Here is a 25,880-nt window from a genome sequence, read left to right on the forward strand (position 1 = left end):
GACCGAGCCCGATGACCGTCACCACCGCCCAGAGCCCGCCCGGCGACCAGCAGCCGCAGCCGAACCCGGCGGATCCGCCGAAGCCGCCGGCGGCGCCGGGCACACGCCTGCCCGAACGCCGCAGGACGCTCACCGAGTCCCGCCGCAACCTGTCCACGCTGCGCGCCACCGACGTGTACGCCATGCTCGGCGCCGGCGCCGCGTCCTTCTGCATCACCTGGGTGATGTTCGACCGGCTGCTGCCCTTCAACGGCGCGCTGGGCTTCGTCGTCATCGCCTACGCGCTCTTCATCGGCCTGTACGCGCTGCTGGTCTCCTTCGACGAGGACGGCCCCGCGGTCCGCGACCGGGTCGCCGCCGCCGTCGTCCAGAGCCTCGGCGTGGTGATGCTGGCCGTACTCGCGTTCGTCGTCGTCTACACCCTCTACGAGGGCCGCGACGCGCTGCCGCACCTGAACTTCTACACCCAGTCGATGGCCGACGCGGGCCCGGTCGAGCCGCTCAGCGTCGGCGGCATCCTGCACGCGATCATCGGCACGCTGTGGCAGATCGCCATCGCCCTGCTGATCTGCATCCCGTCCGGGCTGGTGTGCGCGGTCTTCCTCAACGAGGTCCCGGGTGCCTTCAGCCGGTTCGTCCGCACCATCGTCGAGGCGATGACGGCGTTGCCGTCCATCGTCGCCGGCCTGTTCATCTACGCGACCTTCATCCTGGCGCTGGGCTTCGAGCGCTCCGGCCTCGCCGCCGCGCTGGCGATCTCCGTGATGATGCTCCCGATCATCATCCGCGCCGCGGACGTGGTGATCCGGCTGGTCCCCGGCACGCTGCGGGAGGCGTCGTACGCGCTGGGCACCTCGCGGTGGCGCACGGTGTGGCACGTGGTGCTGCCCACCTCCCGGTCCGGCCTGACCACCGCGGTCATCCTGGGCACGGCCCGCGGTGTCGGCGAGACCTCGCCGGTGCTGCTGACCGCCGGTTACACGGCGGAGATCAACGCCGACCCGCTGCACGGCCCGATGGTGTCGCTGCCGCTGGCGACCTTCGAACTCGTCAAGTCCCCCGAGCCCACCTACATCGCCCGCGGTTTCGGCACCGCGGCGGTGCTTCTGGTGCTGGTGCTCGTCCTGTTCGTCTTCGCCCGCGTCCTCGGCGGCCGCGGACCGGGCCAGCTGAGCCGCCGTCAGGAACACCGCAGGGTCAGTGCCTCCCGCCGCGACGCGAAGCGCTTCGCCCGCCAAGCCCCCCACGACCAGCCGTCAGACAGTCCCGCACCGACGAGGAGCACTCCGTGATATCCGCCCCTGTCCGTCGTCCGCGCGCCATGCGCGTGTACCAGGCGCTGGCGCTGCTCGTCGCCTTGGTCTGCGCGCTGCTCGCCGTCCATCCACCCGACGCCTTCGCGGCCACCTACACCAAGATCAGCGGCTCCGGCTCGACCTGGAGTTCCAACGCGATCGAGCAGTGGCGCCGCAACGTCCGCCAGCAGGGCATGACCGTGAACTACTCGGCGGTCGGCTCGTCGGTCGGCCGTCAGCAGTTCAAGAACGGCACCTCCGACTTCGGTGTGTCCGAGATCCCCTACGGCCTCAACGACCTCGGCCAGGATGACCCGCCGCCCACCCGTAAGTACGCCTACATGCCGATTGTGGCCGGCGGTACGTCGTTCATGTACAACCTGAAGATCGGCGGCAAGCAGGTCACCAACCTCCGGCTGTCCGGGGACGTCCTCACCAAGATCTTCACCGGCAAGCTGACGATGTGGAACGCGCCGGAGATCAAGACCGACAACCCTAAGCTGAACCTGCCGGCCCGACGTATCGTCCCGGTGGTCCGCTCCGACGGCTCCGGTACGACCGCGCAGTTCACGCTGTGGATGTCCAAGCAGCACAGCAGCCTGTGGAACGACTACTGCCGCCGGGCGGGCAAGCAGACCCCCTGCGGTCTGACGTCTTACTTCCCGGTGATCCCCGGCTCCGGCTTCGTCGCCCAGTCCAGCTCCCTCGGCGTCGCGGGCTACACGAAGCAGTCCCAGGCGGAGGGTGCCATCACCTACGTCGAGTACTCGTACGCCAGGAACGCGGGCTTCCCGGTCGCCAAGGTGCTCAACCAGTCCGGCTACTACGTCGAGCCGACCGCCTCCAGCGTGGCCGTCGCCCTGACCAAGGCCCAGATCAACAACGACCCGCGCTCCGCGATGTACCTGACCCAGAACCTGGACAGCGTCTACACCTTCTCGGACCGGCGCACCTACCCGCTCTCCAGCTACAGCTACATGATCATCCCGACCAAGGTGGAGAGCGGCTTCACCACGGCCAAGGGGCAGACGCTGAGCTCGTTCAACAACTACTTCCTCTGTGACGGCCAGCAGCAGGCCGACCGGCTCGGCTACTCGCCGCTGCCGAAGAACCTCGTGCAGGCCGCCATGGACCAGACCCGGAAGATCCCCGGTGCGGTGTCGGCCAACATCGACATCAACAAGTGCAACAACCCGACGTTCGCCAACGGGCACAACCTCCTGATCGAGAACGCCCCCTACCCGCAGGCCTGCGACAAGAAGGGCTCCGACCAGTGCGCGACCGGCACGGGCGGCAACAAGACCCCCACGCAGGTCGGCGGCACCACGGGCGGTTCCGGCTCGGGCGGCTCCACGTCGGGCGGCTCCGGCTCGACCGGCGGCTCGGGTTCGACCGGCGGTTCCGGAGGTAGTGCGGCGGGCGGCTCCGGAGGTAGTGCGGCCGGCGGCTCCGGAAGTAGTGCGGCGGGCAGCACCGGAGGTAGTGCGGCGGGCAGCACCGGCGGCACGACCGGCGGAGCCGTCGACCCCGAGACGGGCCAGGTCCTCGGCGGCGGCGGCGGGGGCACCGGTGACACCTCGGTCGTCGCCAGCCCGGTCTCCCTGGGCGCGGACGACGCGCTCGGTCTGCGTACGGCGCTGATGGCGCTGTCGGCCGCGCTGCTGGTCGGCGTGGTCGTCGGACCACCAGTCGTCGCACGGCTGATGGCAGGGCGGGCACGTCGCAAGGGAGGTGTGGCATGAGGAAGCTGCTGACGCGTCCCAGGCCGCGCATTCTCGTCGGCGTGAGCTGTCTGCTGGCCGCGCTCATCGTGGCGTTGCTGCCGGTGCCGCCGGGGGCTACGCCCGCGGTGGCGGCGACCAGTGAGGACTCCGCGGTGACGAAGTCGGGGGTGAAGGGGAAGTACGACGACTTCTCCAATCTTAAGGTGACGGTCCATCAGACGAAGGGTCTGCACGCGCAGAGTGTGCGAGTTAGTTGGGAGGGTGGGGCGCCTACGCTGCCGAACACTGCGTTTCACGTCAACTACCTCCAGGTCATGCAGTGTTGGGGTGACAGTCCTTCCGGTCCCGACCGTGAGCAGTGCGCCTACGGCGCGGGTTACGCCACAGGGGGAAACGGTCGGGTCGTTTCACACGGGGATCCGGCGGAGGAGCACTCAGACTTCGTCCCATTCCGTCCCGCCAACGGTGAGCCGGCTACTACGTCCTCCCACGACTACACCTACTTCGGTCCGCTGGACACCAACGAGCAGCCGGCTGCCCGGACCTACGACAACGGCACGGGCGAAACGCAATTCGAAGTGCAGGACGGGATCCAGTCGGACTACCTCGGCTGTGGTGCGAACACGGCGGCCGCCGGTAGCACCCCCGTTCCACGTTCTTGCTGGCTGGTCGTCGTGCCGCGCGGCACTCACGAAGCAGGTGGCCAGGAAATCACCAACCCTCAGAGCGACGAACTCCGTACCTCGCCGCTGTCCGCGACGAACTGGGCCCAGCGGATTGTCTTCCGTCTGGACTTCCAGCCGGTCGACCAGTTCTGCCCGGCGGGCCAGCCCGAGCGGGCCATACCCGGATCCGAGCTCGCGGACGACGCTGTCTCGTCATGGGGGCCGAAGCTGTGCACATCCGCGGGGAACACGTTCACCTTCAACCGCGAGGGCGAGTCGTTGGCCAGGGGCGAGGTGCTGGGCGCGACCAAGGAGACGCCGGCGATGGGCGTCACCGTCGATCCGGTGGCCCAGTCGGGAGACGGACCACGGGTCGTGCACGCGCCGGTGGCGGTGTCCGGGCTCGTGATCGCGTTCTTCATCGAAGGCAAGAATGGCGAGCTACAGGAAATGAAGTTGACGCCGCGGCTTGTGGCCAAGATGCTCACTCACTCGTATGTGCACGATGTCCCGTGGACGAATACTTGCTTTCCCCCTTCTTGCGACTCGCCCGAGGCGAAACACCTCAAGGGAAATCCGCTGGATTTCATCCATGACCAGGAATTCTTGGATCTGAATCCGGAATTCGCTAATCAAAATGTGTCAAACCCTATGAGTCTTATGGTTCCTCAAGGGGACTCTGACACCACGCGGATGGTCTGGAACTGGCTTCAGTCGGACAAGGACGCCAGGGACTTCCTCTCCGGGAAGCCGGATGAGAATGGAATGCGGGTAAATCCCTACTTTCAAGAGTTGAACCTGGCGGAGGCGTCAGATCTGACTAACTACCCCAAGTCGGATCCGACGGTAAAGCCTGGCTTGAACACGAACCCCAACTTTGACCCGGCGACCTACACGATACTGGACTTGGACCCGTATACGATCGACCTGCACGACGGAGCACTGAAAACTCGCCGTGGCAACAACGGCCGCACCACCGAATATGCGCAGCCGAACAATGGAGCTCCCGCCAAGGTCACCAATGTGGTTCCCGCGCCGGGCAGTCGCTGCGTATTCGCGATCGTGGACGCCGCGTCGGCCGCGCGTTACGGACTCAAGACTGCGGCTCTGCGCAATGCGGACGGAAACTTCGTGAAGCCCTCCGTCGCCACGCTGCAGGCCGGCGTCAGCGATATGAAGGCGTCGCCGGACAACTCCGCCGTCCTCAAGCCCGATCCGTCGCGGGCGAAGGGGCAGGCGTATCCGTTGACTGCCGTGACCTACGCCGCGGCCTCGGTGAACCAGGCCGCGAAGGACCGCAAGGCGTACGCGGACTTCATCAGGTACGCCGCGGGACCGGGCCAGACGCAGGGCCTGGCGGCAGGCCAACTTCCCTCCGGCTACGCACCGTTGCCGACGAAGCTGCGCCAGCAGGCCCAGGCCGCCGCCGCTGACCTGGAGCGCGGCGACCCCGGGAGCGGCGCTTCGACCGACGTTCCGAACGCGAACGGCGCAGGGGGAGGCACAGCCGGTGCCGCTTCCGGAGGGACCTCCTCCGGTATGGCTGCCGGCGGAGCGGCCGCAGGCGGAGCGTCCACGGGCGGAGCGTCCACGGGAGGAGGAACGGGCGGCGGCACCGGTTCGCCGACGTCGTCGGCAGCCGCTCCGAATGGCTCCGTACCTCCTTCATCAGGGCCGCAGCAGAATGCCGCAGCAACCCAGCAAGGAATCACACCAGGCGATATCCTTGGCATTATCCGATGGGTTCTTCTCGTCGTCCTCTTTGTGGGCGGGGCATCAGGCCTGGCAGGGCCTGTAATGCTGCGCTATGCGCAACGCCGAATTCCCTAGGAGACACCTAGGAAGCCTTCCCGTAACCTTTCCCTCGTTGGGAATTGGTTGGCCGCCGTACCAAATTCTGGAAATGTATGCGGTGGCCGGCCGACGGGTCGGCAGCACGAAAATCCGGATTCTGCTTGAGCGTCCAGTCTTCGAAAATCCACAAACAAGGGGTTCAGAAGTGAACGTCAAGTCTTACGCGAAGGTCGGTACCGCCGTCGGCGCCGCGGTTCTCGGTCTCGGCATCCTGTCCTCTCCGGCCTCCGCGGACCCGTCCTCCCTCACCGACTACCGCACCCTCGCGGCGGTCGGTTCGGACACCACGCAGTACGTCATGAACGGCCTGGCCAACGGCACGGATGTCGTGGACGCCAGCGGCAAGCCGGTCATCGCCTCGTGGAACGCCGTCGGTGGTCTTGGCGACCCGTACAACACCAAGGCGACGGGGTGCACGTACACCCGCGCCCAGACCAACGGCTCCAGCAACGGCATCGCCCGGCTGTCCGAGGACATCGCCAACGGTGGCATCACCTGCATCGACATGGCTCGCTCCTCCCGTGGCCCGAAGGCCAGCGTGCCCGGCACCGACCTCACCTACGTCCCGTTCGCCCGTGACGCGGTCACCTACGCCACGAACCTCGGCAGCACCCTGCCGACGAACCTGACGAAGGCCCAGCTGGCGAGCATCTACACGAACTGCACGTACGTGGACGCCACCTCGGGCGCCACGGTCACGGTGGCGCCGCTGCTGCCGCAGGCCGGCTCGGGCACCCGGCAGTACTGGCTGGACTCCATCGGTGTCACCACGCCGGGCACCTGCGTCAACCAGACGATCCAGGAGCACGACGGTACGGCGATGACCGCTGCCAACCAGCTCATGCCGTACTCGGTCGCGCAGTGGATCGCCCAGGGCAAGGGCTTCGCGGACGTCCCGAACCGTCGTGGTACGTCGCGTCTGCGCAACATCGAGGGTCAGTCCCCCACCACCGGCACGGGCACCGCGCTCGCGCTCAACCCGACCTTCATCTTCTCCCGTGACGTCTACAACGTCGTCCAGACGTCCCGGCTGACCGAGCCCACGATCTCCAAGGCGCTGTCGGACATCTGCAAGGCGTCCGCCACCATCCAGAACTACGGCTTCGGCATCATCTCCAACTGCAACGCGCGCACGCTCACGGGTGGCCTGAACTCGTGATCACCGTCTGACCCTCGCGTGACGGCCGGGCACCCCCAGGGTGCCCGGCCCCACGTGCTGTTTCCCTACCCACCAACACCCGTTCCCGGGGGGCAATTCGCCATGACAGTGCTACACCCATTCCGAAGAGCGGCCGCCATCCTGGCTGCCTGCGCAGTGCTTGCCCTGGGCGTTGTGGCCCTGGTGGCATCCCAGTCTCAGCCCGCCCGGGCGGCGTCCATCGGCGAGTTCACCATGACGCCCGGCAACGGGAGCGTCGCACAGGGCCTCGGAGGTTCTGTCGAAATCCCCGGACCGTGCCCCGACTACACAATCGAAGACGTCAACTTCAACAGCTATCTGAACCTCTACGTGGTGAAGGCGGACGGCACGGAGTCGTTGGCACTGAGGGGGATCAGCAACGCGGCACCCTATGACGGTCCGGCTTCGACCGTTTCGCTGGCCGCGACGGACAACCCCGGTATGGTCGGCGGCCTGGCGGGCACCATCACGGGCGACGGCACGTACGAGCTGCGCATACGGTGTGTGGACAATTATGGCCTGACTCCTCCGCTGGACTCGCAGGTGCCGGGCGACCCCTACTGGACCCAGAAGATCACCGTCACCGGTGACAACTGGGTGGTCGGGGCTGGCGCGAAGGCCACCAGCGTCAAGGTGACCCCCTCCGCCAATACAGTCGAGCCTGGCAAGGAGGTGACGTTCACCGCGGAGGTCACACCGGCGGAGGCGGTCGGCTCCGTGAAGTTCCTGGACGGCGAGACGACGCTGGGGGAGGTCCCCGTCGCCGGCGGGAAGGCCGAGCTCAAGAAGGCGCTCTCCGAGGGGGAGCACGTCATCGTTGCCCGGTTCACTCCGACGGACACCACCAAGTTCGGGTCCTCCGAATCCGCATCCGCCCATGTGACGGTGCGGACCGCGCGATTCGAGATCCACGACGCCTCGGGCACGCGGCTGACCGACACCCCCGAACTGCAGCGCGGCCAGACGGTGAAACTCATCGTCCGCAGGTGCCAGCCGAACACGGCGTTCGCCCTTGGCATGTATCAGAACGACGGTACGTTCCCCGGCGCCACCTCTGACGCGAGCGGAACCGTGACCTGGCCGGAACTCACTGTTCCGGATGGCGCAGTCGAAGGCACCAGCGGTTGGACGCTGAGCCCGGGCTGTGACAATGGCACCGGCGTCGAGACGAGCCTGCAAACGGTTCCGTTCAAGGTCCCCGCCCCGCCGTCCGGGTCCCCCAGCGCCACCGCCACCTCCACCGACGCCCCCACCGGCAACCCGACGGACACCCCCACCGCCGAGCCGAGCGCTACCGCCACGGGTGACACGGCCGGCACGACCGGCGGCGGAAGCACCTCCGGCGGCGGAAGCACCTCCGGCGGCGGTTCGACCTCCGGCGGGTCCTCGGGCGGCGGCGGCGGTCTCGCCTCCACCGGTAGCCAGATCGCGTTGTTCTCCGGCGTGGGCGCCGTCGTTCTCACGGCGGCGGGCATCGCCTTCGTGCGGTACGGCCGTCGCAACGGGCTGCTGACCTTCGGCGAACCCCGCTCGTAACGGCAGGCGGAGCACGGGCGGCGGGCCCCCACCCCGCCGCCCGCGTCTCCATTTCTCCACACCTCATCTCTCCACAGGAGCGCTTCCCGTGACCGTGCTGTCTCCGCCCCCGCCGGCCCAGGCGCCGCCGGCGTCGGCGCCTTCACCCGAGCCCGCGACCGGCTCCGGGCCGCCGCGGGCGGAACGCGCCGGCTTCGCGTTCGCCGGGGCCGCGCTGTGCGTGCTCGCCGCCCTGCTGCTCGGCTTCGCCGCCAACCTGACGATCGTGGGCCATCTTCAGCACGCCCGCGACCAGCAGACGGCGTACGACGAGTTCCGCCGTCAACTCGCCGTCGGCACGGCCCCCGTGGGCCAGCAGACCTTCGACGGCAAGATGCTGAAGCCGGGCGCGCCCGTCGCGCTGCTGCGCATTCCGGCCCTGGGGCTGGAGGAGGTCGTCGCGGAGGGCACGACCTCCGGTGTGCTGATGTCCGGCCCCGGCCACCGCCGGGACACCCCGCTGCCGGGACAGGCCGGCACCAGCGTGATCATGGGCCGCCAGTGGGGATACGGCAGCCCGTTCAACAAACTGCACGAGCTGCCCGTAGGCACCCCCATCCAGGTGACGACCGGCCAGGGCACGGCCACGTACGAGGTCGCGGCCATCCGCCGCGAGGGCGACCCGCTGCCGACCCTCCTCAAGGCGAACGAGGGCCGACTCACCCTCACCACCGCCGCGGGCAGTCCGTACACCCCCTCCGGCACGATCCGCGTGGACGCGACGCTCACGAGCGCCGTCCAGCCCGCCCCGCCCCGCCCGCTCGCCCTCGGTTGGATCGGCGGCTCCGAGCAGGCCCTGGGCAGTGAGGGCGCCGCGTGGCTCCCCGTCTTCCTGTGGTCGCAGGGGCTGCTCCTGACCGCCCTGCTCACCGTGGCCGCATACCGCGTGTGGGGCCGCTGGCAGACCTGGATCGTCGCCGTACCCGTACTGGCCGCCTTCGGCCTCGCCGTCTCCGGCGCCGCCACCCGCCTGCTGCCCAACCTGCTCTGATCGACGAGGAGTTCAACCATCATGTCCGACACCACTGACACGACCGACACCCTCGTCAACGAGATCTTCGACCCGACGAAGAGGATGACGGCGGTCAATGCGCCCAGGCCCGGCCTGGCCACGGCGGAGAGCGACCCGGCCACCCTGGAGGCCGACTCCATCTCGGCCTGGTTCGGCGACCACAAGGTCCTCGAACAGGTCTCGCTCGTCATGCCCGCCCGCAAGGTCACCGCGCTCATCGGCCCATCCGGCTGCGGCAAGTCCACGTTCCTGCGGATCCTGAACCGCATGCACGAACTGGTCGGCTCCGCGTCCCTCGCCGGCCGGGTGCTCCTGGACGGCGACGACATCTACGACCGCGGCCGCCGCATCACCCAGGCCCGCCGCCAGATCGGCATGGTCTTCCAGAAGCCCAACCCCTTCCCCGCGATGTCGATCTACGACAACGTCACCGCGGGCCTGAAGCTGGCGGGCGTCAAGGCGGGCCGCGACAACAAGGACGCGCTCGTCGAGGAGTGCCTCACCAAGGCCGGCCTCTGGAAGGAGGTCCGCGACCGCCTCCGCCAGCCCGGCGGCGCGCTCTCCGGCGGCCAGCAGCAGCGACTGTGCATCGCGCGTTCGCTGGCGGTACGGCCCCGGGTGCTGCTGATGGACGAGCCGTGCTCGGCGCTCGACCCGACCTCGACCCGCCGCATCGAGGAGACGATCCACGAACTGTCCGACGAGGTCACCATCGTGATCGTCACCCACAACATGCAGCAGGCCGCCCGCGTCTCCCACCAGTGCGCGTTCTTCCTCGCCGAACAGGGCACGCCCGGCCTGATCGTCGAACACGGCACGACGGACGCGATGTTCAACAGCCCCCAGGACCAGCGCACCACGGACTACGTGAACGGCCGCTTCGGATAAGGGGTGGACGGCCCGGCGGCCGGCCGGGCGCGGGCGTCCATGAGGTGGCGCCCTGCCGTCCGGTCGCACCCGCCGGATCCGCCCGCCCCATCGCCCGACCCGCACGACCGAATACATGAACGGATGCGTCGGATGAGTCGGATGAGTCGGATGAAAGGTACCCTCCGCGTCACGAGCACCGGACGATGCGGCCCCGTGGTGGCGCATACCCCCGCCGCACGGAGCAAGGCGACCGCCGCCGGATCCGCGGTGGACCCCACCGACAGACCCGCCCTGCCGCACCCCCGTCGCTCGACGGCCCTGGCCGCCCTGTGCGTTGCCGCATCCGTCGCCCTCGCGGGCTGCGCCGTCCCTGGAGCGGCCGGAAAGCGGCTTGCGGGGCCGCCGGCGCCCGCCCCGTCAGCCGAGTCGGCCACCCATGCCCCGTCCGTGCCCAGTCCGTTCGGCACACCGGTCGGCACGGTCACGCCCGACCCCACCCGCCCTGCACCCACCCACAGCACCACCCCCGCACCCTCACCGTCCCCGAGCAAGCCTATTGCGTCACCGAAGGCGAAGTCCCGGGACCTGTCGCGTACGGCACCCCCGTCCGCGAAGCCGCGTCCCCGTACCACGCCCGTGGGGACGTCGCCGAAGCCGTCCGCGGCGGCCCGCCCGCGGATGTTCAGCCAGCGCAGCCGGGACGGTTCGACCACCCTCCGGATCGGCACTTGGTCGGCCCGGGTCGTGCGGGGTGGGCAGGAGGCGGTGGACGCGTGCCGCGACGCGGTGCAGTGGACGGGGCCCGACCTCGGGACCGAGGACGGCTACGCGATGCGTACCGCCGTCGTCGTAGGACACGACTTCTGCGGCTTCGACCGGTTCGCCGAACTGCCCGTGGGCACGATCGTCACCGCCACCACCCCGCGCGGCACCTTCGCATACCGCGTCTACGCCCACCACGTCTCACCCGGCCGCGGCACCCCCTCCAACGGCCTCTACTGGGGCGACCTCACGCTCCAGTCCTGCGTCGGACCGAACACGGGCTTCAGCTATCTCATGCGTGTCGAGTCGTAGCCCTCATCAACGTCGTCAGATGGAGAGCTGTATGCCCAGGCAGAAGAAGAACCAAGACGGCGGTCCCGTCAACACGTACGGCATCGGCAGCGGGGGCGGCGCACTCTTCGACCGTATGCCGTGGACGCCTTGGAAGAGTGTGATCGTGGGGCTTGTGGGCGTCGCGGGGATCTGTCTTGGCGTCGGCTACGGGAGTGGCTGATCGTGACGATCTCCGGTCTCGTGACGCTCGTGGCCGCGTTGAGGATACGCAGCTCGGTGCGAACCCTCCAGGACGCGCGACGCCTGGAGCGACGAGCCGCCCGCGACTCCGGCGACTGACGGGCGGCGCGTCCCGCGCGCAGTGCATGACCGGCGCGCGGGCCGTACCGACCGCGGCTAAAGCAGGTGGTCGGCCTTGCCGGCCTTGATGTCGAGGATCAGGTTCCGCAGGGCCTCTCGGGTGTCGGTGAGATAGTGCTCCTCCTGGCCGAGGACGGCGACGTAACCGTTGCCGTCGTCATCCGTCCCGAGGCGGAAGCAGTTGGCGCCCTCACCGCAGTAGGGCTCTTCCCATCGGATGTGCGACACGTTTGCGTACTCCTAGAGGTCGTCGGCGATGGCCCGGACGAAGTCCCGTGACGCGGTGGGCGCGAGCGCCAGGGCCTGCATCGTGTCGAGCTGGGCTCGGTATTTCCGGAGCTGCATCTCGGAGTCGATGAACTCCGGTCCGTGCGTACTGTCGAGTTCGACGGTGTCGAGTTGAGGGACGGCGTTCTCGGCGTAGACGACCGACTGCCCGGCCCCGGGGAACCCACCTGCCCTGAACGGGATCACACGCAGTGTCGCATCGTCGCGCTCGGACACGTCCAGGAGGTACTCCAACTGCCGCTTGGCAACGGCCGGTCCACCGAACTGCATGCGCAGTGCCGCTTCGTGCAGTATCACGTCGAGCGAGGGCCCGTCCGGCTTGTCGAGCACCTGCCTGCGGTCGAGGCGGTGCGCCACCCGCACGTCGACGTCGGCGGCGGGCAGGCGAGGGATCACCTGCTCGAAGACCGCGCGGGCATGTTCCTCGGTGTGCAGGAGCCCCGGCAGGTGAACCGTCACGGCAATCCGTAGGCGCCGTGCGTGCCACTCCATCTCGGCGATGTCCAGGAAGCCGTCCGGCAGTTGACCGCGGTACTCCTCCCACCACTGCTTGCCCCGAGCCGAGGCCATGTCGGCAAGTGCGTTGACGAGTTCTTCGTCCACGCAGCCGTAGTTGCCGGCCAGCGTGCGCACCCGGTCGGGGCTGATCCCTGATCGTCCCGACTCCATGTTCGGCACGTTGGTGCGCGGTACGTCCAAAAGCCCAGCCGCGAACTCCGTCGTCATACCCGCGGCGACACGCAGCTTGCGCAGCTCCGCGCCCAGGCGTCGCTGGCGCGCGGTGGGCGTACTCCTCGGGGGCATGCGCTCTCCTCTCCAGCCTCGGACGGGGCTCAGTCTGCCTTCGCTGCGTGCGCTCGGTCCACTGCGGGCCATCGGCTTCCGAGAAGGGGTAGTACACGTACTCCCGATTGCTATACATTCAGTGACGCACCGCTCACGCTGTGACGAGGCGGAAGTGCATCGCGCGGTCCTGCCCGCAATCTCCTTCCCTGGGAGGGGCAGTCCGTGTCAGGGAGACAGGCCACCACTCGTCCACCCGCCCACCCGCGTGAGCCACTCGTGCGCGACGACGCGAGAACAGAGCACCCAACACGCACTCGGACCACGGAGTTCGCCATGTCATCTCTCCTTCGCACCGGCCTCTGCCCGCTTGCTTCCCTCACCGCAGGTGCGCCCGACGGCACGCTTTTACTCAGCCTCACTGTTCCGGGGGAGGCCCGCAGTGCCGGGATCGTCCGGGGTGCGATCAGCTCCGCGCTGCACGCCCATGCCCTCGACCGGTTCGCCCTTCCTGCCGCGCACGCAGTCTCCGAACTGGTCGCCCAAGCCGCGAGGTTGACGCCCGGACAGGACGTGTACGTCTTCCTTCGACACCGCGACGACGTTGTGCGGCTCGTGGTCTGGGACCAGCACCCGGCTCACGCCGACCCCGCTGCCGTGACCCTCTGCCGGAAACGTCGCCGTCGGGCGTTGTGGCTGCTCGGGGCGGTCGTGGACGACTGGGGCGGCGAGTGGGGAATCCGCGACGCTGGCCCACCGCAAGGCGGAACCAAGACCTGGGTTGCCCTGCCGAGTTGACGGTCGCTGGACGACGCCCGGACCACCGATGCCGGCCGAGCTGACCCCCGACGGGGCATTGGTAGGCACGGTCGCGGCGCCCCAACCCCACGGCATATGCCAGCAGCCTCACCCGCAATCACTCGGCCTCCTCGCGGCTCTTGAAGGACCTCACCGTCGGCAAGCAGCTACCGCACCCGTGTGACATACCCGTCACCTACGCAAGTTGTTCACCTCCCTTTTTCCCCTCGGAGTCGGCCAGGCGTCGTGGGGCCGTCGCCCGCTGCCTAGCGTCGGACGGGGCAAACGGAGCTGACGGCTCACGCCCCTTGCGCCTCTCGAACTCCCGAACCGTCAGGAGTGTTCTCATGCCCCGTCCGCTCACCAGCCCGATCCGCCGAGTGAGCGCAAGACTGCGCACCCGGCGCGGCCTGCGCGGCACCGCCGTGGGGACGATCGCCACGGTCGCCGCGGCCCTGCTCACCGCCGGATCCCAGGCACCGGGGCCGGCAGGAGCGTCCCAGCCCGCGAAGGACGACACCATGAGCGTCCCCGGCGGATTCGTGACCCCCGACACCCCGCTCCCGGACGTCCCCTCGCAGGGCGACGACTCCTACCACGTCGAACTCCCGCCGCTGAACGTTGCGTCGGGCGCCGGCCCGCAGGGCGCCGGGACGGCCGGGACGGCCGTGACGTCCTCGAACGGGCGGCGTGTCGCGGCCGACCGCCGGACTGCCGGCGAGTGTGTTCGCGGCCTACCGGAAGGCCGCGACCTCGCTCGGCCGGACCGACCCGGGCTGCGGGCTGCGCTGGGAGCTGCTCGCCGGGATCGGCAAGGTCGAGTCGGGGCACGCGGGCGGTGGCGCGGTCGCGGCCAACGGCGACACCCTCACCCGGATCACCGGACCGGTCCTCGACGGCAACGGCTTCGCACGGATCCTAGACAGCGACGGCGGCGCCTGGGACGGCGACACGATGTACGACCGGGCCGTGGGCCCCATGCAGTTCCTGCCCAGCACGTGGAAGACATGGGGCGCCGACGGCAACGGCGACGGCGTCGCGAACCCGAACAACGTCTACGACGCCGCCCTGGGCGCCGGTCACTACCTGTGCGCCGGAGGCCGTGACCTCGGCACCGCGGCAGGCCTGGAGGGGGCGATCCTCAGCTACAACTACTCCCGCGACTACCTCAACCTCGTCCTCAGCTGGATGGAGTTCTACCGCCGCGGCGTGTACACCGTCCCGGACGGCACGGGCGTCGTCCCGCAGAGCCCCGGGGCGGGCAGCAAGACCCCGGCCACGAGGCCCGTACAGCCCGGCGACCTCGGAGACGGGGGCGCCTCCGGAGGCACCGGGTCCGGCGGCGGTACCGGGTCGACCCCCAAGCCCGTCGAACCCGTTGTGCCCACTGCGACGGCGTCTCCCGTACCGTCCCGGTCCACCTCGCCCTCGCCCGGCGCGAGCCCCACGCCGACCGCGGACCCGACCGTCGCGCCCACGCCCAGCGAGACCCCGAGCCAGACGCCCACCGACACCGCCCCGACGCCGACGCCGACGCCGACGCCCACGGAGTCCACCTCCCCGGCGACACCGACGGATACGCCCACGGCGACACCCACGGAGTCCACCACCCCTGCACCCACGCCGTCCGACAGCACCACCCCGGCGACGACGGCGGCCGCCGCCACCGGCCTGCCGGCGGCGACAGGCTGAGCACCGCGGCCCCGCACCCGCCGAGGGACCCGGCACCGGGTTCGGCTGACTCATGTAGGACCGAACCCCGGGCCGGGCTCGTACACGGCATCCGGCGTTCCGCCAGTGACCCGGGGCGGCGGAACGCCCGAGGGGGCGGATGCCTCCAAGGGGGGCGAGGAGTACACCCATACCGCCGTTTCAGCCTGCGGTCGCCCCTCCGGCCGCAGGCGTCCGAGGAGCAAGCGAAAGCCCAACTCCCCATGAACCACGGCGCATCACGGCGCGCTCGGCCACACCAGCAGCATGTACGCCCCGAAGTACGCCGACCCCGCCACCGCGGCCGTCAGCGCGAGCACCCGCAACCGTCGTGAGGCGCGGGCGAGATACCCGGCGAGCGGCAGCAGCAGCGGGAAGCCGGGGAGGAGGAAGCGGGCCCGTGGGAAGTAGACGCCTCCGCTGGCCACCACGATCACCAGCAGGACCGCGCTGAACACGAGCAGCGGCAGCGGCTGCCGGTCCGCGACCGCGAGCCCGAACAGTACGAGCGACACCAGCATGGTCAGGCTCACCACGACCAGGAACAGCTCCGGACGCGGGGCCTGACCGAACAGGTGCCGCAGCCAGCGCACGGTATGAGCCCCGCCGTCCAGCTCGTTGCGCCACATTCGCTGTACGGCGAAGTAGCCGTCCCAGCGGCCGAGTCTGAGGCCCACCCAGCCGACGTAGCCGCACCAGCCCAGCGGTGCCAGCAGGGCCGCCGTCAGGACGCGGGGCGAGAAGCGCGAGCGCAGGGAGAGCAGCGCGGTGACCGTCACGGCGGCCGCCACGGCGATCCCCGTCGGCCGGGTCAGTCCCGCCAGCACCGATCCCGCCGCCGCCCACAGCCAGCCCTCACCCAGCACCGCGTACAGAGTCCACGCGGCGAACGCCGTGAACAGCGACTCGGTGTACCCCATCCACTGCACCAGACTCACCGGGTACGCCGCCCACAACACGGTGAGCAGCACCCCGACCCGCCGCCCGGCCAGCCGGTCGCCCACCGCGAACACACCCCATGCCGCGACCAGCGACGCCACCCAGGCGATCCCGAGCCCGGCACTGGCCCGGGTGCCCGGGGTCAGCACCGCGACCGCCTTCATCAGCAGCGGATACAGCGGGAAGAACGCCAGGTTGTTGTGGTCGTAGGCGCTGCCCAGTGTGTGCGCGTACCCGTGGCCGGCGATCCCGAGGTACCACCGGGAGTCCCACTGCGCCGCCAGCATCGGCCACACCCCTTCGTGTCGCCGGTGCGCCCAGACGGTGAGGAACACCAGTCCGGTGAGCCGTACGGCGAGATACGCGGCGAGTGCCGGAGCCGCCCGGCGCAGGGCGTGCCGGGGGACGGTCGCCGTGAGCGTGAGGAGGTGGGGTCGTCGGGTGCCCGGGATGTGTCCGCTCGGGGCGGTCTCGGGGGCGGTCGAGGACACGGCGGCGGCTCCATTACGACGGCTGCGGCGGGCGGTACCGGCGGGCGGTACGGGCGGTACCGGTTCACCGTTCCCCGGGAGCCGGGGCGGGGCGCGGTGGGTGGGTCGGTCGCCGTCGTGAAATCACCCGTAGGGGTGCCTCTGGACGGAGGGGCGTCCCTACGGGATGTGAGAGCGGGGTGTCAGAGCGAAGCGTCGATGCCGGCCGCCGCCGCCAGGTCCCGCTTGATCGCGGCCAGCGTCTCGGCGGCCTGCGCTCGGGCCGCCGGGAGTCCGGCGTGCGTGGCCACCGGGACGACGACCTCCAGGTAGCACTTCAGCTTGGGCTCGGTGCCGCTGGGGCGGACGACGACCCGGGCGCCGGTGAGGGTGTAGCGCAGGCCGTCGGTGGGCGGCAGCTTGTCCGTGCCCCGGGTGAGGTCCTCCGCCTTGGTGACGGGGAGGCCCGCGAGTTCGGTCGGGGGCTGCTCGCGGAGCCTCCGCATGGCGTCCGCGATGACGGAGAGGTCCTCGACGCGGACCGAGAGCTGGTCGGTGGCGTGCAGGCCGTGCTCGACGGCGAGGTCGTCGAGGAGGTCGAGGAGGGTGCGGCCCTCCTCCTCGAGGACCGAGGCCAGCTCGGTGATCAGGAGCGCCGCGGTGATGCCGTCCTTGTCCCGGACGCCGTCGGGGTCGACGCAGTAGCCGAGGGCCTCCTCGTAGCCGTAGCGCAGGCCCTCGACGCGGGCGATCCACTTGAAGCCGGTGAGGGTCTCCTCGTACGGCAGTCCGGCCTTCTCGGCGATCCGGCCGAGGAGGGACGAGGAGACGATCGACTCGGCGAACACGCCGGTCGCGCCGCGCCGGACCAGGTGGGCGGCGAGGAGGCAGCCGACCTCGTCGCCGCGCAGCATGCGCCAGGTGCCGTTGTCCTTGACGGCCGCGGCACAGCGGTCGGCGTCCGGGTCGTTGGCGATGACGAGGTCCGGGTCGGTGGTACGGGCCAGGGCGAAGGACAGGTCCATCGCGCCGGGCTCCTCCGGGTTGGGGAAGGCGACCGTCGGGAAGTCCGGGTCCGGTTCGGCCTGTTCGGCGACCAGCACCGGCTCCGGGAAGCCGGCCCGGGCGAAGGCCGCGAGCAGGGTGTCCTTGCCGACGCCGTGCATGGCCGTGTAGACGGTCCGCGCGGTGCGCGGGGAGCCGGGGGCCAGGACGGCGTCCGTACGGGCCAGATAGGCCTCCAGGACGGCGTCGTCGAGGGTTTCCCAGCCGGCCTCGGGGCGCGGTACGTCGTGGAGACTGGCGATCGCGTCGATCTCGGCGGCGATCTCCGCGTCGGCGGGCGGGACGATCTGCGAGCCGTCTCCGAGGTAGACCTTGTAGCCGTTGTCGCGGGGCGGGTTGTGGCTGGCGGTGACCTCGACGCCGGCGACCGCGCCGAGGTGCCGAACGGCGAACGCCAGGACCGGGGTGGGGAGGGGGCGGGGGAGTACGGCGGCGCGGAGGCCGGCGCCCGTCATGACGGCCGCGGTGTCGCGGGCGAAGTCGGCGGACTTGTGGCGGGCGTCGTAGCCGATGGCGACGACTCCGTCGGTGTGGCCGTGCTTCCTGAGGTAGGCGGCGAGACCGGCGGCGGCGCGGATGACGACGGCACGGTTCATGCGCATCGGGCCGGCACCCAGCTCACCGCGCAGGCCGGCGGTGCCGAACTGGAGGGTGCCGCTGAAGCGGGCCGACAGTTCGTCGATGTCACCGGCGTCGATCAGCTTGGCCAGCTCGTCGCGGGTGTCCGGGTCCGGGTCCTCGGCGAGCCAGGTCCTGGCCCGGGCGATGAGATCGTCTTGCACGGTCCTCGTCCAACCTCTCGTGGAGTGCCTGCGGCGCGGGCGCGGCTTCGGTGGGGGTCCGCGTAGCGCCTACGGGTGGTGGTGGGTCGCCGCGGGCGGCCGACGACCTGTCGTAGTGCCGGGTGCCCGTATCCACCCCGGGGGGAACTGCGCGACCGGACGGGGCCGCGGACGCTCCACGCCTTCTGTGGCAACCCCTGTCGCGACGGTTTACAGCCTGCCCAGCACCTGCGCCAGCAGTTCGCCCATCTGTGCCGCCGAGTCGCGGCCCGCCTGGAGGACCTCCTCGTGGTTCAGGGGCTCGCCGGTCATGCCCGCCGCCAGGTTGGTCACCAGGGAGATGCCCAGGACCTCGGCGCCCGCCTCGCGCGCGGCGATCGCTTCGAGGACCGTCGACATGCCCACCAGGTCCGCGCCGATCACCCGGGCCATGCGGATCTCGGCCGGGGTCTCGTAGTGCGGGCCGGGGAACTGCGCGTAGACGCCCTCTTCGAGGCTGGGGTCGATCTCCTTGCACAGGGCGCGCAGGCGGGGGGAGTAGAGGTCCGTCAGGTCGACGAAGTTCGCGCCGACGATCGGAGAGGTCGCCGTGAGGTTGATGTGATCGCTGATGAGGACCGGCTGGCCGGGGCGCATCCCCTCGCGCAGGCCGCCACAGCCGTTGGTGAGGACGATCGTCTTGCAGCCGGCGGCCACGGCGGTGCGCACGCCGTGCGCGACGGCCGCGACGCCACGGCCCTCGTAGTAGTGCGTGCGGCCCAGGAAGACCAGCGCGCGCTTGTCACCGGAGGCGTACGAGCGGATCTTGCCGCCGTGCCCCTCGACCGCCGGCGGCGGGAAGCCGGGCAGCTCGGTGACCTGGAACTCGGCGTCGGGAGCACCCAGGGCGTCGACGGCCGGAGCCCAGCCGGAGCCCATCACGAGGGCGACGTCGTGGGTCTCGGCGCCCGTGAGCTCGCGCAGCCGCGCGGCGGCCGCGCCGGCAGCGGCGTGGGGGTCGCCCTGGATGTCGTCCGGAAGGAGAGATGCGTTCACGCGGATGAGAGTAGCCGGTCCGGGCCTACGCGCGTAGATGAGTGAGGTCACGGGATGGCGATCGTTGTCTTGTCGTTTCAAACGAACGGTGCGACGCAGGCAACTTTTCGTGCCATCTGTGGGCGGTCTGTGTGGCTTGGAGGTCTCACCGGGGGCGCTTGCACAGAACTCTCGCTCGGGCGTGGGAGGCGGTCACTCGTCCGTCACGAGGACGTCCTTGTCGTTGAATACCTCGACGATGAAGATCAGCAGTCGGCCGCGGCTGACGGTGTACTCCACGAGGACGTTCTGCGTGAGGCGGATCGTGCGGTCGTCTCCCGTGGAGCCAATGGGCCGTGACTCGGGAAGGAAGGGGTCGCGGGCCAGCAGCGCGATGCCCTTGTCGAACCCGATGCGCTGACGATCGTCCAGCCGGTCGCGGGCCGCGGCGGCCTGCACGGTGTAGTAGACGTCGTACGTCGTGGGGGACATGCGCTCTCCCGTTGATGCGTCGGTTCCACAAGTGTAGGGAGGCGGTGTCTCAGCAGGGCCGCTTGCGCAGCTCCATCACGTAATCGTGTGGTGCGCCCGCCGACTCGGCGGCATCCGCGATCTCGCCGAGGTAGCGGGCCGAGGGCAGGCCGCCCTCGTAGCCGTCGAGGACGTAGAGCCAGGCGGTCTCCTCGCCCTCCAGGGTGTGCACGCGCACACGTGCCCGGCGGTACACGCCCATGCCGACGCCCTCCCAGCGGTCCATGGACTCCTCGTCCATCGGGGCGATGTCGTAGAGGCCGACGAAGACCTGGCAGAACGGGTCCTCGACGACCGTCGCCAGCGCGCCCTCCCAGCCCATCTGCTCCCCGCCGAAGGTCAGCCGCCATCCGTTCAGCCAGCCGGTGGCGCGCAGGGGGGAGTGCGGCGCGCGGCGGGACATCAGCCGTGCGTCGAGATTGCCGGCGTACGCGGCATAGAGCGACGACATGGGGAGAGGGTACGGCAGCCGTCCCAGCTACCACTCCAGCCCCAGGAAGCGCCGGGTGGCGCCCCCGGGCGATAGCACCTTGAGGGGTGCGGGACAATGGGGTACGTGACTCGGATCGTGATCATCGGTGGCGGACCCGGCGGCTATGAAGCGGCGCTGGTGGCCGCGCAGCTCGGCGCGGAGGTGACCGTCGTCGACTGCGACGGTCTGGGCGGAGCGTCGGTGCTGACCGACTGCGTGCCGTCGAAGACCCTTATCGCCACGGCCGAGGTGATGACCAACTTCGACTCGTCGTACGAGGAGCTGGGGATCATCGTCGCCGACGACACCCCGCCGCTGGAGCAGGCGGCGCGGGTGGTCGGGGTCGATCTGGGGAAGGTCAACAGGCGTGTGAAGCGGCTCGCGCTCGCGCAGTCGCACGACATCACGGCTTCTGTGACGCGTGCGGGTGCGCGGGTCATGCGGGGGCGCGGGCGGCTGGAGGGCATGCAGGCCCTCGACGGGTCACGCAAGGTCGTCGTCACTGCCGCGGACGGGAGTGAGGAGACCCTCACGGCCGACGCGGTGCTCATCGCCACGGGTGGCCATCCGCGCGAGCTGCCCGACGCCCAGCCCGACGGTGAGCGCATCCTGAACTGGACCCAGGTCTACGACCTCACCGAGCTGCCCGAGGAGCTCATCGTGGTCGGGTCGGGTGTGACGGGTGCCGAGTTCGCCGGCGCGTATCAGGCGCTCGGGTCCAAGGTGACGCTGGTGTCGTCGCGGGACCGGGTGCTGCCGGGCGAGGACCCGGACGCGGCCGCTGTGCTGGAAGACGTGTTCCGCCGCCGGGGCATGAACGTCATGGCCCGGTCGCGGGCCGCCGCCGCCAAGCGGGTGGGGGACCGGGTGGAGGTGACCCTGGCCGACGGGCGGGTCATCACCGGCACGCACTGCCTGATGGCCGTCGGTGCCATCCCGAACAGCGCGGGCCTGGGTCTGGAGGAGGCGGGCGTCAAGCTGCGCGACTCCGGGCACATCTGGACCGACAAGGTGTCCCGGACGAGCGCGCCGGGTGTGTACGCCGCCGGTGACGTGACCGGAGTCTTCGCCCTCGCGTCCGTGGCCGCCATGCAGGGACGTATCGCCATGTACCACTTCCTGGGCGACGCGGTGGCCCCGCTGAACCTGAAGACGGTGTCGTCGAACGTCTTCACCGATCCGGAGATCGCGACGGTCGGCTACACGCAGGCCGACGTCGACGCCGGCAAGATCGACGCCAAGGTCGTCAAGCTGCCGCTGCTGCGGAACCCGCGCGCCAAGATGCAGGGCATCCGGGACGGCTTCGTGAAGCTGCTCTGCCGGCCGGGCACCGAGATCGTGGTGGGGGGTGTCGTGGTCGCCCCGCGCGCCTCGGAACTGATCCATCCGATCTCGATCGCCGTCGACAACAATCTGACGGTCGAACAGATCGCGAACGCGTTCACCGTGTATCCCTCTCTTTCGGGGTCGATCGCGGAGGTCGCGCGGCAGCTGCACACGCGGAAGGTCGGCAGCGAACTCTGACGGCTGGAACCGACTCCCCGCTGGTCACGGGGAGTTGTCGAGCATGCGTGCGGCATAGTCGGGGTGGGTAGCTCCTATACCACTCCCGACCCTGCTGTGCGAACAACTTCTGCTATTCGGCGCAAACTGCTGAAAGCAGACGGTCGTTGGGGTTACTGTCAGTTTCGTGTTCGCTGCAGAACGTCGCCAATTGATCCTCGAAATGGTGCGCGCGAACGGGGCCGTATCGCTCCGTGAGCTCGCCCGCGTCGTCCAGACCTCAGAAGTGACCGTACGGCGGGACGTGCGGGCACTTGAGGCAGAAGGACTCCTCGACCGCCGGCATGGCGGTGCGGTACTGCCGGGCGGGTTCACGCGGGAGTCCGGCTTTCCGCAGAAGTCACATCTCGCGACCGCCGAGAAGACGGCCATCGCCGATCTCGCCGCGGGTCTCGTCGAAGAGGGCGAGGCCATCGTGGTCGGGGCGGGTACCACCACCCAGGAGCTCGCCCGCCGGCTGGCGCGGGTGCCCGGACTCACCGTCGTCACCAATTCGCTGCTGGTGGCGCAGGCGTTGGCCCATGCCAACCGGGTCGAGGTCGTGATGACCGGCGGCACCCTGCGCGGCACCAACTACGCCCTCGTCGGCTCCGGCGCGGAGCAGTCCCTGCAGGGGCTGCGCGTGTCGAAGGCGTTCCTGTCCGGGAGCGGGCTGACCGCCGAGCGCGGGCTCTCCACCTCCAACATGCTGTCGGCGTCCGTCGACCGGGCGCTGGTGCAGGCGGCCGCGGAGGTCGTCGTCCTCGCCGACCACACCAAGCTCGGTACGGACACGATGTTCCAGACCGTGCCGACGGACGTCATCACCCGGCTGGTCACGGACGAGCCGCCGGCTCATGACGACCGTGCGGCCACGGAGCTCCAGGCCCTCGCCGATCAGGGGGTGCAGATCGCTGTGGCCGGAGCCTCGGGGAACTCGGGGGGTGACCAGGTCCCGGCGCGGCAGCAGCAGCAACAGCGTCGGGACGTAGCCCTGCCGGGGCCGCGGCGGAGTCAGGTGCCGGGGTCGGGGCTGCGGTCGGCTTCGATGCTGGGCGGGGAGACGCCGACGGCGGCCGAGCGGGCGCGGGTTGCCGACATGCGGCGGCGGTAAGGGTGTTGGGCACTCAGCCGTCGGGGACGGGGTTCGTGCGCGGGCGCCGGTGGTGTGCGGCTGGTCCCGCCCACGTGGCGGTGGCCCCGCATCCCCACAGCCCCGTGCCCCTACGTCAGTCCTCGTAGCGTCAGCTGGAGCAGCCGGTCCGCGAGAGCCGGGTCATGCGGGGATTCCTCCGCCGCCAAGGCGATGGCGTGGGTCAGCTGAAGCAGGTCGGCGATGTGTACGTCGGCTCTCACGGCGCCCGACTTCTGGGCGCGTAGCAGCAGTGCTCCGCCCGCCTTCCTGATCGGGGTGCCGCACCGGGCCAGGGCCGACGCGGTGTCGGTCGACGACACCGACATCAAGGCCCTCGACAGGCCCCGGTACTCGGCCGCATGGCCGACCACCTCGTGGAGCCACGTCAGCAGGGCCTTGCACGGCTCAGAGGCCGTCAGCAACTCCCGAGCCCTGGACAGGAGCTCGTTCACCGCGTCCTCGAAGACCGCGCTCATCAGGGCGTGCCGGTTCGGGAAGTGGCGGTACAGGGTGCCGATGCCCACGCCCGCCCGGCGGGCCACGTCCTCCAGCGAGGCGTCGGTGCCGTGCTCGGCGAACACGGCACGGGCCTCGGCGAGCAGCCGGTCGTGATTGCGGCGGGCGTCGGCGCGCATGGGCCGTTCCAGAAATCTAGGGGTTTCGGCGGATCAGGTCGGCCGTGAGAAACGGCGCGTCCTGGCCGGGCCGGGCCGGGCGGGCTCTGGTGCAAGTGGCTGGCTGAGGCGGGAGCAGGGAGTCGACGCGGCGGGGGCACCCAGGCCGAAGGCTCGGGGACGGCGGCAACCGACGGCAACGCCGCAGGTGCACGCACCAGCGCCCGCGACGCCGAGATGATCCGCCGGACACCCCCCCGGGCGCCCGGCGAACGGTTGGGTGCCGTTCGCCGGGCGAGGCGGTTCGGGGGGTGTCGTCAGTCCTTGATCTCGCAGATCACGGCGCCGGAGGTGAGGGACGCGCCGATCTCGGCGGCGAGGCCCTTGACGGTGCCGGCCTTGTGCGCGTTCAGCGGCTGCTCCATCTTCATGGCCTCCAGGACCACGATCAGGTCGCCCTCCTTGACCTCCTGGCCCTCCTCGACCGCGACCTTGACGATCGTGCCCTGCATCGGCGAGGCGAGCGTGTCACCGGAGGCGACCGGGCCGGACTTCTTGGCGGCCCGGCGCTTCGGCTTGGCGCCGGCGGCGAGGCCGGTGCGGGCCAGGGTCATGCCCAGGGACGCCGGCAGCGAGACCTCCAGGCGCTTGCCGCCGACCTCGACGACGACCGTCTCACGGCCGGTCTCCTCCTCGGCCTCGGCGTCGGCCGGGGCGGAGAAGGGCTTGATCTCGTTGACGAACTCGGTCTCGATCCAGCGGGTGTGGACCTTGAAGGGGTCCTCGGAGCCGGTCAGCTCGGGCGCGAACGCCGGGTCCCTGACCACCGCCCGGTGGAACGGGATCGCCGTGGCCATCCCCTCGACCCGGAACTCGTCCAGGGCGCGGGCCGCCCGCTCCAGGGCCTCCTTGCGGGTACGGCCGGTCACGACCAACTTGGCCAGCAGGGAGTCCCACGCCGGGCCGATGACCGAGCCGGCCTCCACGCCCGCGTCCAGGCGGACGCCGGGGCCGGAGGGGGCGTCGAAGGTGGTGACCGAACCGGGGGCGGGCAGGAAGTTACGGCCCGGGTCCTCGCCGTTGATCCGGAACTCGAAGGAATGACCGCGCAGCTCCGGGTCGCCGTAGCCGAGTTCCTCGCCGTCGGCGATCCGGAACATCTCGCGGACCAGGTCGATACCGGCGACCTCCTCGGTCACCGGGTGCTCGACCTGGAGGCGGGTGTTGACCTCCAGGAAGGAGATCGTGCCGTCCTGGCCCACCAGGAACTCACAGGTGCCGGCGCCCTCGTAGGCGGCCTCCTTGAGGATGGCCTTGGAGGCGCGGTACAGCTGGGCGACCTGCTCGTCGGACAGGAAGGGGGCCGGGGCCTCCTCGACGAGCTTCTGGTGGCGGCGCTGGAGCGAGCAGTCACGGGTCGACACGACGACCACGTTGCCGTGCTTGTCGGCCAGGCACTGCGTCTCCACGTGCCGCGGCCGGTCGAGGTAGCGCTCGACGAAGCACTCGCCGCGGCCGAAGGCGGCCACCGCCTCACGGACGGCGGAGTCGTACAGTTCCGGGACCTCTTCGAGGGTGCGGGCGACCTTCAGGCCGCGCCCGCCACCGCCGAAGGCGGCCTTGATGGCGATCGGCAGGCCGTGTTCCTTGGCGAACGCCACGACCTCGTCGGCGCCCGAGACCGGGTCCGGGGTGCCGGCCACCAGCGGGGCGCCGGCCCGCTGGGCGATGTGCCGGGCCGCCACCTTGTCACCGAGGTCGCGGATGGCCTGCGGCGGCGGGCCGATCCAGGTCAGGCCCGCGTCCAGGACCGCCTGCGCGAACTCGGCGTTCTCGGAGAGGAACCCGTATCCCGGGTGGACGGCGTCCGCCCCCGCTTCGCGTGCCGCGTGCAGGACCTTGTCGATGTCCAGGTAACTGGTGGCCGGGGTGTCACCGCCCAGGGCGAACGCCTCATCCGCGGCGCGGACATGCAGAGCGTCCCGGTCCGGGTCCGCGTAGACGGCCACGCTCGCGATCCCTGCGTCCCGGCAGGCCCGGGCCACGCGGACAGCGATTTCGCCACGGTTGGCGATGAGCACCTTGCGCACGATTGAGGCTCCCTCCTTGAAACAAGCCGAGTTTAGGGAAGGCCGACACGGCACTT

The 25,880-nt window shown here is 70.3% G+C and carries 22 protein-coding genes; 13 read left to right on the forward strand and 9 right to left on the reverse strand.

Annotated features, from left to right (window positions below):
- The first annotated feature begins 11 nt into the window (after window positions 1-11).
- The 9 genes from pstA (at window position 12) to ABZ396_RS34065 (ending at window position 11,451) form a co-directional block, all read left to right on the forward strand.
- Complete coding sequence (gene pstA, locus ABZ396_RS34025) at window positions 12-1,292, forward strand: phosphate ABC transporter permease PstA (RefSeq protein WP_358915705.1); 1,281 nt, start codon at window positions 12-14, stop codon at window positions 1,290-1,292.
- Window positions 1,289-3,037, forward strand: a complete 1,749-nt coding sequence (gene pstS / locus ABZ396_RS34030) for a phosphate ABC transporter substrate-binding protein PstS (protein ID WP_358915703.1) — start codon at window positions 1,289-1,291, stop codon at window positions 3,035-3,037. The genes pstA and pstS overlap by 4 nt, the downstream gene beginning before the upstream one ends.
- Entirely contained in the window at window positions 3,034-5,514 is a 2,481-nt protein-coding gene (locus ABZ396_RS34035; RefSeq protein WP_358915701.1) for a hypothetical protein, read from the forward strand. Before pstS ends, ABZ396_RS34035 begins: the two co-directional genes overlap by 4 nt.
- 169 nt (window positions 5,515-5,683) lie before the next feature.
- A complete protein-coding gene (locus ABZ396_RS34040; protein WP_358915699.1) occupies window positions 5,684-6,697 on the forward strand; it encodes a substrate-binding domain-containing protein in 1,014 nt (337 codons plus the stop codon).
- Window positions 6,698-6,880: 183 nt separating this feature from the next.
- Entirely contained in the window at window positions 6,881-8,254 is a 1,374-nt protein-coding gene (locus ABZ396_RS34045; RefSeq protein ID WP_359186621.1) for an Ig-like domain-containing protein, read from the forward strand.
- Window positions 8,255-8,342: 88 nt separating this feature from the next.
- On the forward strand, window positions 8,343-9,284 hold the full coding sequence (locus ABZ396_RS34050) for a class E sortase (protein ID WP_358915695.1): 942 nt from the start codon (window positions 8,343-8,345) through the stop codon (window positions 9,282-9,284).
- Window positions 9,285-9,368: 84 nt separating this feature from the next.
- Window positions 9,369-10,193: a phosphate ABC transporter ATP-binding protein gene (locus ABZ396_RS34055; RefSeq protein ID WP_358915911.1), complete on the forward strand. Its 825-nt coding sequence runs from the start codon at window positions 9,369-9,371 to the stop codon at window positions 10,191-10,193.
- A 618-nt stretch (window positions 10,194-10,811) separates the two neighbouring features.
- The gene (locus ABZ396_RS34060) at window positions 10,812-11,249 is read left to right on the forward strand and encodes a hypothetical protein (RefSeq protein WP_358915693.1); all 438 of its coding nucleotides are present in this window, start codon (window positions 10,812-10,814) and stop codon (window positions 11,247-11,249) included.
- A gap of 31 nt (window positions 11,250-11,280) precedes the next feature.
- The gene (locus ABZ396_RS34065) at window positions 11,281-11,451 is read left to right on the forward strand and encodes a hypothetical protein (protein WP_358915692.1); all 171 of its coding nucleotides are present in this window, start codon (window positions 11,281-11,283) and stop codon (window positions 11,449-11,451) included.
- Window positions 11,452-11,627: 176 nt separating this feature from the next.
- Here ABZ396_RS34065 and ABZ396_RS34070 read toward each other — a convergent pair whose 3' ends face one another.
- Together ABZ396_RS34070 and ABZ396_RS34075 are read right to left on the reverse strand one after the other, a co-directional pair.
- Window positions 11,628-11,819, reverse strand: a complete 192-nt coding sequence (locus tag ABZ396_RS34070; protein ID WP_358915690.1) for a hypothetical protein — start codon at window positions 11,817-11,819, stop codon at window positions 11,628-11,630.
- 12 nt (window positions 11,820-11,831) lie between these two features.
- A complete protein-coding gene (locus ABZ396_RS34075) occupies window positions 11,832-12,683 on the reverse strand; it encodes a helix-turn-helix transcriptional regulator (RefSeq protein ID WP_358915688.1) in 852 nt (283 codons plus the stop codon).
- Window positions 12,684-12,998: 315 nt separating this feature from the next.
- Between ABZ396_RS34075 and ABZ396_RS34080 the strand changes: the two genes are divergently transcribed.
- Together ABZ396_RS34080 and ABZ396_RS34085 are read left to right on the forward strand one after the other, a co-directional pair.
- Window positions 12,999-13,460, forward strand: a complete 462-nt coding sequence (locus ABZ396_RS34080) for an ATP-binding protein (protein ID WP_358915687.1) — start codon at window positions 12,999-13,001, stop codon at window positions 13,458-13,460.
- Window positions 13,461-14,150: 690 nt separating this feature from the next.
- Complete coding sequence (locus ABZ396_RS34085) at window positions 14,151-15,152, forward strand: lytic murein transglycosylase (protein ID WP_358915685.1); 1,002 nt, start codon at window positions 14,151-14,153, stop codon at window positions 15,150-15,152.
- 257 nt (window positions 15,153-15,409) lie between these two features.
- Here the strand turns inward: ABZ396_RS34085 and ABZ396_RS34090 are convergent, their stop codons facing one another.
- The 5 genes from ABZ396_RS34090 to ABZ396_RS34110 form a co-directional block, all read right to left on the reverse strand.
- Window positions 15,410-16,600, reverse strand: a complete 1,191-nt coding sequence (locus ABZ396_RS34090; protein ID WP_358915683.1) for a hypothetical protein — start codon at window positions 16,598-16,600, stop codon at window positions 15,410-15,412.
- Between the two features lie 182 nt (window positions 16,601-16,782).
- Complete coding sequence (locus tag ABZ396_RS34095; protein WP_358915681.1) at window positions 16,783-18,426, reverse strand: phospho-sugar mutase; 1,644 nt, start codon at window positions 18,424-18,426, stop codon at window positions 16,783-16,785.
- Window positions 18,427-18,636: 210 nt separating this feature from the next.
- The gene (locus ABZ396_RS34100) at window positions 18,637-19,461 is read right to left on the reverse strand and encodes a purine-nucleoside phosphorylase (protein WP_358915679.1); all 825 of its coding nucleotides are present in this window, start codon (window positions 19,459-19,461) and stop codon (window positions 18,637-18,639) included.
- Window positions 19,462-19,653: 192 nt separating this feature from the next.
- Complete coding sequence (locus ABZ396_RS34105; protein WP_358915677.1) at window positions 19,654-19,932, reverse strand: hypothetical protein; 279 nt, start codon at window positions 19,930-19,932, stop codon at window positions 19,654-19,656.
- Between the two features lie 49 nt (window positions 19,933-19,981).
- Entirely contained in the window at window positions 19,982-20,422 is a 441-nt protein-coding gene (locus ABZ396_RS34110) for a gamma-glutamylcyclotransferase (protein WP_358915675.1), read from the reverse strand.
- A 96-nt stretch (window positions 20,423-20,518) separates the two neighbouring features.
- Here ABZ396_RS34110 and ABZ396_RS34115 point away from each other — a divergent pair, with 96 nt between their 5' ends.
- Complete coding sequence (locus tag ABZ396_RS34115; protein WP_358915673.1) at window positions 20,519-21,967, forward strand: NAD(P)H-quinone dehydrogenase; 1,449 nt, start codon at window positions 20,519-20,521, stop codon at window positions 21,965-21,967.
- Between the two features lie 166 nt (window positions 21,968-22,133).
- Window positions 22,134-23,099: a DeoR/GlpR family DNA-binding transcription regulator gene (locus ABZ396_RS34120; protein ID WP_358915671.1), complete on the forward strand. Its 966-nt coding sequence runs from the start codon at window positions 22,134-22,136 to the stop codon at window positions 23,097-23,099.
- Between the two features lie 110 nt (window positions 23,100-23,209).
- Here ABZ396_RS34120 and ABZ396_RS34125 read toward each other — a convergent pair whose 3' ends face one another.
- Together ABZ396_RS34125 and ABZ396_RS34130 are read right to left on the reverse strand one after the other, a co-directional pair.
- Window positions 23,210-23,755 (reverse strand): helix-turn-helix domain-containing protein, encoded by a 546-nt coding sequence (locus ABZ396_RS34125; RefSeq protein WP_358915669.1) that lies wholly within the window; start codon window positions 23,753-23,755, stop codon window positions 23,210-23,212.
- 296 nt (window positions 23,756-24,051) lie between these two features.
- Window positions 24,052-25,824, reverse strand: coding sequence for a biotin carboxylase N-terminal domain-containing protein (locus tag ABZ396_RS34130; RefSeq protein ID WP_358915667.1), 1,773 nt, complete (start codon window positions 25,822-25,824; stop codon window positions 24,052-24,054).
- Window positions 25,825-25,880 lie beyond the last annotated feature (56 nt).

Origin of the sequence: Streptomyces sp. NPDC005866 (genome assembly GCF_040629895.1) — a bacterium.
Classification (GTDB): Bacteria; Actinomycetota; Actinomycetes; order Streptomycetales; family Streptomycetaceae; genus Streptomyces.

Excerpts from the sequence above, each read along its gene's own strand:
- pstA (WP_358915705.1), top strand. The coding sequence starts at position 12 with ATGACCGTCACCACCGCCCAGAGCCCGCCCGGCGACCAGCAGCCGCAG.
- ABZ396_RS34035 (WP_358915701.1), top strand. The coding sequence starts at position 3,034 with ATGAGGAAGCTGCTGACGCGTCCCAGGCCGCGCATTCTCGTCGGCGTG.
- ABZ396_RS34055 (WP_358915911.1), top strand. The coding sequence starts at position 9,369 with ATGACGGCGGTCAATGCGCCCAGGCCCGGCCTGGCCACGGCGGAGAGC.
- ABZ396_RS34065 (WP_358915692.1), top strand. The coding sequence starts at position 11,281 with ATGCCCAGGCAGAAGAAGAACCAAGACGGCGGTCCCGTCAACACGTAC.
- ABZ396_RS34075 (WP_358915688.1), bottom strand. The coding sequence starts at position 12,683 with ATGCCCCCGAGGAGTACGCCCACCGCGCGCCAGCGACGCCTGGGCGCG.
- ABZ396_RS34080 (WP_358915687.1), top strand. The coding sequence starts at position 12,999 with ATGTCATCTCTCCTTCGCACCGGCCTCTGCCCGCTTGCTTCCCTCACC.
- ABZ396_RS34105 (WP_358915677.1), bottom strand. The coding sequence starts at position 19,932 with ATGTCCCCCACGACGTACGACGTCTACTACACCGTGCAGGCCGCCGCG.
- ABZ396_RS34110 (WP_358915675.1), bottom strand. The coding sequence starts at position 20,422 with ATGTCGTCGCTCTATGCCGCGTACGCCGGCAATCTCGACGCACGGCTG.
- ABZ396_RS34115 (WP_358915673.1), top strand. The coding sequence starts at position 20,519 with ATGGGGTACGTGACTCGGATCGTGATCATCGGTGGCGGACCCGGCGGC.
- ABZ396_RS34125 (WP_358915669.1), bottom strand. The coding sequence starts at position 23,755 with ATGCGCGCCGACGCCCGCCGCAATCACGACCGGCTGCTCGCCGAGGCC.